Annotated in this window: 9 protein-coding genes; 6 read left to right on the forward strand and 3 right to left on the reverse strand. The window is 68.7% G+C overall.

The annotated features are described in order from the left end of the window. Nucleotide 1: 1 nt before the first annotated feature. Together CD928_RS13635 and CD928_RS13640 are read left to right on the forward strand one after the other, a co-directional pair. Nucleotides 2-313 (forward strand): alkylphosphonate utilization protein, encoded by a 312-nt coding sequence (locus CD928_RS13635; RefSeq protein ID WP_095387654.1) that lies wholly within the window; start codon nucleotides 2-4, stop codon nucleotides 311-313. A gap of 18 nt (nucleotides 314-331) precedes the next feature. Continuing rightward, nucleotides 332-661, forward strand: a complete 330-nt coding sequence (locus CD928_RS13640; protein ID WP_095387655.1) for a multidrug efflux SMR transporter — start codon at nucleotides 332-334, stop codon at nucleotides 659-661. Between the two features lie 15 nt (nucleotides 662-676). Here the strand turns inward: CD928_RS13640 and grxD are convergent, their stop codons facing one another. Genes grxD through CD928_RS13655 form a run of 3 tightly spaced genes read right to left on the reverse strand, consistent with a single transcriptional unit; the run spans nucleotide 677 to nucleotide 1,635 of the window. After that, nucleotides 677-1,009, reverse strand: a complete 333-nt coding sequence (grxD, locus tag CD928_RS13645; RefSeq protein ID WP_095387656.1) for a Grx4 family monothiol glutaredoxin — start codon at nucleotides 1,007-1,009, stop codon at nucleotides 677-679. A 53-nt stretch (nucleotides 1,010-1,062) separates the two neighbouring features. Next, nucleotides 1,063-1,296 (reverse strand): BolA/IbaG family iron-sulfur metabolism protein, encoded by a 234-nt coding sequence (locus CD928_RS13650; protein WP_176473581.1) that lies wholly within the window; start codon nucleotides 1,294-1,296, stop codon nucleotides 1,063-1,065. Nucleotides 1,297-1,308: 12 nt separating this feature from the next. Beyond that, the gene (locus CD928_RS13655) at nucleotides 1,309-1,635 is read right to left on the reverse strand and encodes a DUF1476 domain-containing protein (RefSeq protein WP_095387657.1); all 327 of its coding nucleotides are present in this window, start codon (nucleotides 1,633-1,635) and stop codon (nucleotides 1,309-1,311) included. Nucleotides 1,636-1,850: 215 nt separating this feature from the next. Here CD928_RS13655 and CD928_RS13660 point away from each other — a divergent pair, with 215 nt between their 5' ends. From CD928_RS13660 to CD928_RS13675, 4 genes are all read left to right on the forward strand, one after another. Beyond that, nucleotides 1,851-4,946 (forward strand): CHAT domain-containing protein, encoded by a 3,096-nt coding sequence (locus CD928_RS13660; RefSeq protein ID WP_095387658.1) that lies wholly within the window; start codon nucleotides 1,851-1,853, stop codon nucleotides 4,944-4,946. Between the two features lie 24 nt (nucleotides 4,947-4,970). Next, nucleotides 4,971-7,037, forward strand: coding sequence for an adenylate/guanylate cyclase domain-containing protein (locus CD928_RS13665; RefSeq protein ID WP_255247166.1), 2,067 nt, complete (start codon nucleotides 4,971-4,973; stop codon nucleotides 7,035-7,037). Next, a complete protein-coding gene (locus CD928_RS13670) occupies nucleotides 7,024-7,791 on the forward strand; it encodes a hypothetical protein (RefSeq protein ID WP_095387660.1) in 768 nt (255 codons plus the stop codon). The genes CD928_RS13665 and CD928_RS13670 overlap by 14 nt, the downstream gene beginning before the upstream one ends. Before the next feature lie 125 nt (nucleotides 7,792-7,916). Further along, nucleotides 7,917-9,794 (forward strand): ShlB/FhaC/HecB family hemolysin secretion/activation protein, encoded by a 1,878-nt coding sequence (locus tag CD928_RS13675; RefSeq protein WP_255247167.1) that lies wholly within the window; start codon nucleotides 7,917-7,919, stop codon nucleotides 9,792-9,794. Nucleotides 9,795-9,823 lie beyond the last annotated feature (29 nt).

Consider the following 9,823-nt stretch of genomic DNA (forward strand, 5'->3'; position numbering starts at 1 on the left):
GATGACCGGCAACGACGAAGATTATGTCTATGACGAGGCGAGCGGCGAATGGCTGTCCGCGAGCGAGGCCCGCGCGCGCGCCGAAGCCGCCGCGGCGGGGCCCGAGGTCCGCGACGCGGTGGGCAATCTGCTCGCCGACGGCGACTCGGTCGTGCTGGTCAAGGACTTGCAGGTGAAGGGCGCCGGGCAGACGCTGAAGGTCGGCACCGTGATCAAGTCGATCCGCCTGACCGGCGACGATCAGGAAATCGACTGCCGCCACGAAGGCATCAAGGGTCTGGTGCTGCGCGCCGAGTTCGTCCGCAAGCGCTAGGCCTCAAGGGAGCGAGCAGTGCCTTACCTCTATCTCGCCATCGCGATCGTCGCCGAGGTGATCGCGACATCCTTCCTGAAACAATCGGACGGCTTTCGGAACCTCGGCCCGTCGCTGGTCATGGCGGCGGGATACGCCATCGCCTTCTATTTCCTGTCGCTGGCGCTCCGCGACATCCCGACCGGCGTCGCCTATGCGATCTGGTCGGGGGTCGGCATCGTGCTGATCGCCACCGTCGCCTGGGTATTCCAGGGACAAAGGCTCGACGCGCCCGCGCTGTTTGGCATGGCGATGATCGTCGCGGGCGTCGCGATCCTGAACCTCTTTTCGAGGACCGCCGCCCACTGATGCGTCAAAGCGAGCCTATTCGGCCCGCGTCGGGATGCCGTCCATCAGCGTATGCAGTTCGCCGGCGTCCCACATCTCCATCATGATATCGGAGCCGCCGACGAATTCGCCCTTCACATAGAGCTGGGGGATCGTCGGCCAGTCGGAAAATTCCTTGATCCCCTGGCGGATCTCCATGTCCTGCAGGACGTCGACGGTATCATATTCGACGCCGAGCCGGTCGAGCATCGCGATCGCGCGCGAGGAAAAGCCGCACTGGGGAAAGAGCGGCGTACCCTTCATGAAGAGCAGCACCGGATGGTCGCCAACCAGCTTGGCGATGCGGTCGTGGGTGGCGGGGTCGGTCATTTGTCGGTCTCCGGTCGGGCGCCGCAATCCGGCGCCGCAAAAGCATGGGGTTCCTATGAAGGAACGCCGGTCGTCAATTGCAAGGCATGAAGTTCGCCGCCCATGCGTCCCCCCAGCGCGGCATAGACCGCCTTGTGCTGCGCGACGCGGGTCATGCCGCGAAAGGCGGCGCTGACGACGTGCGCGGCATAATGGTCGCCGTCGCCCGCAAGATCGGTGATCGTCACCTCGGCATCGGGAAAGGCGGCGGCGATCATCGCTCGCAGATCCTCTTCGCGCATCGCCACAGGTGCACTCCCTCAGTTCTGGTCGTCGATGAACTGGCGGCGCGCCTCGGCGGTCTTTTCATTGAGCGCGGCGCGGATTTCGGCATCGCTGATCTCGACGTTGGCGGCGGTCAGGTCGCCCGCGAGCTTGCGGATCACATCCTCGTCACCGGCTTCCTCGAAATCGGCCTGCACCACCGCCTTCGCATAGGCGTCGGTTTCCTCGGGCGTCAGGCCCATGCGTTCGGCCGCCCATTCGCCGAGCAGCCGGTTGCGCCGCGCGGTGATGCGGAACAGCACGTCCTGGTCGCGGGCGAATTTCGCCTCCTGGGCCCGGCCGCGGTCGTCGAATGCGCTCATCTCGTCCTCATCTGGTGAAAATCCGTTCCTGTTGCAGATAGGTCGCGTCCCCCCGCGGCGCAAGCCGCCTGTGCGGCAGATCACTTCCCTTTTGCGAACAAGGGGCTTAAGGTCGGGGCAACGGGATGGGTCGTACCGCAGCACTATAAAAGACTGCGCCTTGCCGCCAAGCTGCCGCAGGGTGCGATTGCGTATGGCTTTGGGGGATTGCGACGATGACCGTTCGACAGGGCTTTCCTATGATTCTGGCCGCGCTCGCGCTGGGCGCGGGCAGCGCCGCGCAGGCGCAGGGCGACGACCCGACGCTGCGCGACAGCTTCGCGATCGGCAGCCAGGGCGGCTCGCTGTGCGAGGTTCAGGCGACCGTCCGCGACAGCGTGATCGAGGGGATGTTCGACCGCGCCTGGATGATCCTGTGCCGCGACGCGAGCCAGCCGGTCGGCTATGTCCGCATGCTGCGCGCGACCCCCGCCGAAGCCAAGGCGCGCGTCGAGCGCGGCCGTGCCGGCACGATCGATTGCGATGCCGCCGGCGCCTGCACCGTCAAGGGCAGCGACGTCGCCTGGCGCACCCGGATCGAGGCCGATGGCGACACCAGCTATGCCGCAGAGGGCTTCGCGGCTTATGGCGATGCGCTCGACCTCGCGCTCGAATCGATCCGCCGCCATGCGGTGGCACCCGGCGTGATCAAGGTCGCGACCACCTCCGTCGGCGGCGATGACGGCTTCGCGCGCACGCTCGCCGGCACCATCGACGTCGACAAGGCGCTCGCCGAGGGATATCGGCGCAACCATAGCGGCGATTATGCCGACGCCGCCGAATTCTTCGAGGCGCTGTCGCGCCGCGCGCCGGGCGAGCAGCAAACCGCCGGGATCGACCCGACCGAGTTCACCCTCAACCGCGCGCTCCAGAAATCGAATCTCGGCGAATTCGCCGAAGCCGATCGGCTGTTCGCCGAGGTCGAGGCGATCCCGACCGGCGACCCGGTGCAGCAGCGCCTGCGCCGCAATTTCCGCGCGATCCATGCGCTCAACCAGCGCGATTACGATGGCGCGGCGGCGATCCTGCAAACGCCGATCCCGCCGCTGACCAGCGCGGTGACGGTCGAGGGCGACGCGGTGACGCTGACCCCCGAGATCGTCGCCGGGGTCAACGGCGGCAGTTCGGCGCGCGCGATCCAGCAAACATCGGATCGCGAACGGCTGACCCCCGCCGAGCGCGCGACGATCATCGACGCGCAGGCGACGCACCTGCTCGGCACCGTCGAACGCTTGCGCGGCAATGCCCGGGCGGCGAAAGCGGCGCAGCTCAAGGGGCTCGCCGACGCGATGGCGGTGCGCGAGGGGCGCGTGACCTCGATCGTCCGGCTACGCTCGCAGATGCTCGGCGAACTGGCGCTGTCCGAAGAGGCGCTCGGCGACAAGGGAGCCGCCGACGCGCGCTTTCGCGAATCGGTCGACGCGCTCGCGGTCGAATATCCCGAAACCAACGCGCTCGCGTCGGCACGCGCGCGCTATGCGGCCTTTCTGTCGCGGCAAGGGCAGGACGAGCAGGCGCTGGGCATCTATCGCGAGGTGGTGACCGCGCTCGCGAGCTCGCAGCGGTCGACGACCGGCATGGCGAACATGATGGCGCCTTATTACCGGCTGCTCGCGGCGCGCGCGGCCACCGATCCCTCGGCGATCGGCGACTTCTTCGTCGCCAGCCAGCTCCAGATCCGGCCCGGCGTCGCCGACACGCAAGCGGTGCTCGCGCGCGAGCTGTCGGGCGGCAATGGCGAGGGCGCGCGGCTGTTCCGCCAGGCGACGAATCTCAATCGCGACATCGAGCGCGCACGGATCGAGGATGCGCGGCTCGCGCAGCTCCCCGCCACGCCCGAAATCGGTGCGATGCGCGCCGACCTCAAGACGCGGCTCGACAATCTCGGCTTCCAGCAGGCGGAAACGATCGCGCAGCTTTCGGCCTTTCCGCAATATCGCGTCGTGGAACCGGGCAAGCTCGACCTCGCCGAGCTCCAGCAGGTGCTCCGCGGCGACGAAGCCTATCTGAAGATGCTCGTCGTCGGCGACGCCGTCTATGCGATGCTGATCGGGCACGACGATGCCAAGCTGTGGCGTGCCGACATCGGCGCGGCGGGGCTGGAGAATGCGGTCGACGCCATCCGCTCGACCATCTCGATCGTCGAGAATGGCCGGCGCGTCACCTACCCCTTCGACGCCGCGACCGCGCGCAAGCTCTATACGCAATTGTTCGGCCCCGTCGCCGACCGCCTGCCGGGGATCGCGCATCTGATCTTCGAACCCGACGGCGCGATGCTGCGGCTGCCGATCACTCTGCTCGTCACGTCCGACCAGGGGCTTGCCGATTACGAGCAGCGGCTGCTCGATGCCAACGCCGACCCGTTCGACATGCGCCAGATCGCATGGCTGGGGCGGACGGTGCGGCCGAGCACCTCGGTCTCCGCGCTCGCCTTCCGCAATGCGCGGCAGACCGCGCCGTCGCACGCCGCCAACGAATATTTCGGGCTCGGGCAGAACCAGCCGGTCACCGGCGCGCTGCCCTCGACGGGAACGCGCGGCGGCGAGATGTCGGCGGTCGACGGCGACTGCCAGTGGGATATTTCGCAGTGGAGCCGCCCGATCTCGGCCGACGAGTTGGTCACCGCGCGGAACGCGATGGGCCGCGACGCCGCGACGCTGCTGACCGGCAGCGCCTTCACCGACACGGCGGTCAAGACCCGCGCCGATCTCGACCAATATCGCATCATCCATTTCGCGACGCATGGTCTGGTCACCGCGCCGCGGGCCTCGTGCCCGGCGCGCCCGGTGCTCGTCACCTCGTTCGGCGACGGCGATTCGGACGGATTGCTCAGCTTCCAGGAAATCTACGACCTCAAGCTCGACGCCGACCTCGTCATCCTGTCGGCGTGCGACACCGCGGGCGCGGCATCGGTCGCCGCGACGCGCGAGGCGGGGGTGGCGAGCGGCGGCGGCAACGCGCTCGACGGGCTGGTCCGCGCCTTCATCGGTGCCGGCGGCCGCTCGGTGATCGCGAGCCACTGGCCCGCGCCCGACGATTTCGACGCGACCAAGCGGCTGATCGGCGGGCTGTTCGCGGCGCCGAAGGGAGAAAGCGTCGCCGACGCGCTGTGGGCGACGCAGACGAAGCTGATGGACGACAAGCAAACCTCGCATCCCTATTATTGGGCGGGCTTCGCGATCATTGGCGACGGCGGGCAGGCGCTGCTGCAGGCTCCGGCGACGACCGCAGCCGCGCCGCAGGCCGGGGAGGCCGCCGGGCACGCCGGCTGAACGATGGCGCGGGGGGAGGACATGGTGACCGCGCCCGATCCGGCGGCGCCGGCGGATCGTCCCGCGGCGGTTCCGCTCGGCAAGCGCATCCGGCGGCTGGCGACCCAGCTCGGCCCGTCGCGCCTTGCAGCGACGATCCTGTTCCTTTGCCTCGCGGTGCTGATCGCACGGCTAGGCTGGCAATTGCCGCTCGCGCGCGACGCCGAACGCGCGCTCTACGACGCGCGCGCGACCGCGATGGCGCCGCATGTCGGGCAGGACAAGCGGATCGTCATGATCACCTATAATGACGAAACCCTGTTCAACACCGGCATCCGCTCGCCGCTCGACCGGACGCTTCTCGCCCGCGCGCTCGCCAATATCGACCAGATGGGCGCGAAGGCGATCGGCATCGACATCGGCTTCGATTCGCCGCGCCCCGACGATGCGCTCCTGCAGGCGCAGCTCCGCGCGATGCGGACGCCGACCTGGCTCGCCTATGTCGAACAGGCGAGCAATCCCGACACGATCTTCTATGAACAGCAGAAATTCCTGCAGTCCTTCATCGCCGACGTGACGACTGCGAAGACCCGGCCGACGAGCGTCCTGTTCCACACCGACGACGACGGCGTGATCCGCAACTGGCCCGCCCGGCCCGCGGGACTGCCGCCGCTGATGGCCAATGCGCTGGCGCCGGTCGACCCGGCGCATGCCGATTATCGCGGCGCCATCCGCTTCCTCCTTCCCGCGCGCGCGGATGCGGGACAAGAGGAGCCCGTGTTCGCCAACATCCCGATCGACGCTTTCGCGCTGCCGATGGACGCCGACATGCGCGCCGGCTTCGCCGACCTGATCAAGGGGCGCTATGTGCTGATCGGCGGCGATATCATCGACGTCGACCGGTTCAACACCCCGCTCAGCCGCTTTCCCGACGCTGTCACCGGGCGCAACGAAACCATGATCGGGCTCGAGGTCCACGCGCATATGCTGGCGCAGCAGCTCGACCGGGCCTGGTTCGACCCGATCCCCGGCCCGGCGCTGTGGGTGCTCGCGGTCCTCGTCGTCGCGGCTGGCTCGCTCACCAGCCTCATCGACCTGCGTGCGCGCTGGGTCGCGCTCGCCTTCCTCGGCCAGATGGCCTTTTTCGTCGCTTTTCCTTTCTGGATGCAGGGTCGCGGGGTCGACACCACGACGCTTCCCGCCTTCGGCTGGGCGGTCGGCTGGCTGTTCGGCTATGCCGCCGTGGGCACCGCGGCGCGGACGATCGGATCGCGCCAGCGCGCCTTCGCGCAATCGGCACTCGGCAAATATCTGCCCGCCGACGTGGCAGCGCAGATCATGCGCGATCCCGACCAGCTGTCGCTGCACGGCGAACGGCGCAACATCTATTGCGTCTTCACCGACCTCGAAGGCTTCACCAAATTGAGCCACGCCGTCACCCCCGAAACGGTGGCGCGGCTGCTCAACGAATATCTCGACCGCCTGTCGGACATCGTGCTCGACCATGGCGGAACGATCGACAAGTTCGTCGGCGACGCCATCGTCGCCTTCTGGGGCGCGCCGATCAGCCGGCCCGACGACGGGGAACGGGCGGCGGCGGCGGCGGTCGCCATGTACCAGGCGGGCGAGGCTTTTCGCGTCGACATGGCCGAAGGCGTCCCGCCGCTCGGCATGACGCGCGTCGGACTGCATGTCGGCGACGCGATCGTCGGCAATTTCGGCGGCGAGGGCCGCATCCAGTATACCGCGCTTGGCGACAGCATGAACACCGCCTCGCGCCTCGAATCAGCGAACAAGAGCCTGAATACCGGCGTGCTGATCTCGGCCGAGGCCGCCGAGCACGCCGGGCGCGACGATCTGGTGCCGATGGGCCGCGTCACGTTGCGCGGGCGCGCGCGGCCCGTCGACGTCTTCACCCCACGCCCCGACCTGACGGGCGAACAGCGCGCGCGCATCGCGGCGATGGTCGCCGCGCACGAGGCGGGAGAAAAAAGCGCTTATGTGACCGGCGCCACAGCGGCGCAGACCGAATATGCGCAGGATGCCGCCATCATGTTTCTGGTAAAACGCCTGAACGAGACCGAAAGAGGAGAAAGCTATGTTCTGTCCTGACGCCCGGATGCGCCGCCTGGGGCTGGCCGCCGCGGCCGCCGCGATGACGGTCGCCGTCGCCGGAACCGCTGCCGCCCAGTCGATGGTCGTCCGTTCGACCGGTCCTTCGGCGAGCAAATATCCGACCGGCACCAAACTCAAGGCCAGCGACAAGGTCACGCTCGTCGCCGGCGACCGTGTCGTCCTGATCCAGGGCGGCAAGACGCGCACGCTTTCGGGGCCCGGCAGCTACAGCGCCGGCGGCACCGTCCAGGCGAGCCAGACGACGGGCTCGACGGTCGCGCGCATGCTCGCCTCGGGTCCGCAGGGCCGTGCGCGCGGCGGTTTCACTCGCGGCGACCCCGGCGGGCCGCCGCCCGCCGACATCCATGCGCCGAATCTGTGGCTGGTCGATTATCGCGAGAGCGGCACGTTCTGCGTCGCCGACCCGGCGACGCTGATGCTCTGGCGCCCGCATATGGAGAGCGACGAGTTGCTCAAGATCGAGCAGGGCGACCGGAACGAAACCGTCGCCTTCGTTTCGGGGGCCAATTACCGCAAATGGCCGACCGCGACGATGCCGGTGCAATATGGCGTCGACTACCGGCTGTCGGGCGCGGGGCTGACCGCCCCCGTCTCGATCCGTTTCGCGCCGCTCGACGCGATGCCCGAAGGCGCCGACGGCGCCGCGGCCATGCTGGTCGCCAAGGGCTGCACGCCGCAGCTCGATCGGCTCGTCGACGCGATGGCGGGGTCGGAAACGGCGGGAGGCTGACGCGGTCGGGTTGTCGTTGAATCGGCCCGATCCATCTGATAATAGGAAAAGAACGCCGCCGGTCGAGCGGCCCCTCCTTTCCTTGGGTCGAAAACTTCCTGCTGCCGGCATTCCGGCGGTATCGGATGAATTTGGCGCAAGGTCGCAACGACGACCTTGCCGACACGCAAGGGGTGGACATGGGCGACGTGGGGCTTTGGGATATCGATGAAGCGGCACGGCCCGCGCGACTGCGAAAACGCGCCGCGCTGGCCTGCTCGGCCGGGCTGATCGCCGCCGTGCTGCCCGCGGCCGCCTGGGCGCAGGCGACGCCGCAAATCCCGACGCGCGAGGAAATCCAACGTCCGGCGCTGCCGCCCGCCACGCCGCCCGCCGAGCGGATCATCGCCGCCGACGACAGCATCGAACGCGCCCCCTGCCCGCTCGCCGATCCCCAATATGCGAATGTCCGCATCTCCGTGCGCCAGGTGCAATTCTCGAGCATCGAGGGGATCGACCCCGCCATGCTCGATGCCGCCTGGGCCGACCGGGTCGGCCAGGATCTGCCGATCTCGGTCGTCTGCGACATCCGCGACCGCGCCGCGACGATGCTGCGGTCGAAGGGCTATCTGGCCGCAGTCCGCGTGCCGCCCCAGACGATCGACGACGGCGTCGTCCGGCTCGACATCCTCGCCGCGCGCATGACGCGGATCGAGGTGCGCGGCGACGCCGGCGCCAACGAAGGGCTGCTCCAGCGCTATCTTGCACGGCTCGACGACCAGCCGGTGTTCAACATCCTCGACGCCGAGCGCTACCTGTTGCTCGCGCGCGATATTCCCGGCATGGACGCGCGGCTGACCCTGCGTCCCGGCGCCAACCCTGGCGAAGTCGTCGGCGAGGTCACGGTCGTCCGCACCCCGCTGATCTTCGACGCCAGCATCCAGAATTTCGGATCGCACGACGTCGGCCGCTGGGGCGGCATCGCGCGGGCGCGGGTCGCCGGGCTCACCGGCATGGGCGACCTGACCACCGCAAGCATCTATTCGACCGCCGACCTCGACGAGCAGCAGGTGGTCCAGCTCGCGCACGAATTCCGCGTCGGCGGCGAAGGGCTGCGGCTCGGGGGCAGCTATACCTATGCGTGGACACGCCCCGACCTTCCCGGCCTCGCGATCAAGTCGAATACCCAGGTCATCAGCCTCTTTGCCTCCTATCCGCTGACCTTGACGCAAGCGCACCGGCTGACGCTCGGCGGCGGGCTCGACTTCATCGACCAGGACATCGGCCTCGGCGGCGTGCCGCTCAACCGCGACCGGCTGCGCGTCTTCAACCTGCGCGCCGACGCGAACTGGATCGACCCCGCATCGATCGCCGGCCGCAGCGGCTACAGCCCGTCGGAACCGCACTGGGCCTTCGCGACCTCGCTGGAGGCGCGGCAGGGCGTCAACTTCCTCGGCGCCAGCGACGACTGCGGTCCCGGTGGCGCGGCCTGCTTCCTGCCCGGCGCGGTCCCGCTGTCGCGCATCGAGGGCAAGCCCGACGCCTTCCTGCTGCGCGCCAATGCGCTCGCCGAATGGCGGCCGGTCAAGCAATTCACCTTGTCGGCGGCGCCGCGCGCGCAATGGGCGAGCGACCCGCTGCTCGCCTATGAGGAATTTTCGGGCGGCAATTTCACCGTCGGCCGCGGTTTCGACCCCGGCACGGTGATCGGCGACAGCGGCGCCGCGGTGTCGCTCGAGGCGCGCTACGGCTCGCTCGTCCCCGCCAATACCAGGAGCTTCGCCGTCCAGCCCTTCGCCTTCTTCGACGCGGCCTGGGTCTGGAACAAGGACAGCGCCTTCAACGGCCTCAATCCCCAGAAACTCTATTCGGCGGGAGGAGGCGTGCGCGTCACCTATGGCGACCTCGCGCGGCTCGACGTCACTTTCGCCGCCCCGCTCAACCGCCCCGCCCTGCTGGCCAAGCGGCCCGACCCCCGGCTGCTCGTCACGCTGACGACGCAGTTCGGCGTCCGGGCGCGCTGATCCATGACTTTCGCATCGAGGACCCTTGC

This window comes from Sphingopyxis sp. GW247-27LB (genome assembly GCF_002277025.1).
In the GTDB taxonomy this organism is placed as follows: domain Bacteria; phylum Pseudomonadota; class Alphaproteobacteria; order Sphingomonadales; family Sphingomonadaceae; genus Sphingopyxis.

Bases quoted from the DNA above. Each gene is read 5' to 3' on its own strand.
- CD928_RS13635 (WP_095387654.1), top strand. From the start codon at position 2: ATGACCGGCAACGACGAAGATTATGTCTATGACGAGGCGAGCGGCGAA.
- grxD (WP_095387656.1), bottom strand. From the start codon at position 1,009: ATGACCGACCCCGCCACCCACGACCGCATCGCCAAGCTGGTTGGCGAC.
- CD928_RS13655 (WP_095387657.1), bottom strand. From the start codon at position 1,635: ATGAGCGCATTCGACGACCGCGGCCGGGCCCAGGAGGCGAAATTCGCC.
- CD928_RS13660 (WP_095387658.1), top strand. From the start codon at position 1,851: ATGACCGTTCGACAGGGCTTTCCTATGATTCTGGCCGCGCTCGCGCTG.
- CD928_RS13670 (WP_095387660.1), top strand. From the start codon at position 7,024: ATGTTCTGTCCTGACGCCCGGATGCGCCGCCTGGGGCTGGCCGCCGCG.
- CD928_RS13675 (WP_255247167.1), top strand. From the start codon at position 7,917: ATGAATTTGGCGCAAGGTCGCAACGACGACCTTGCCGACACGCAAGGG.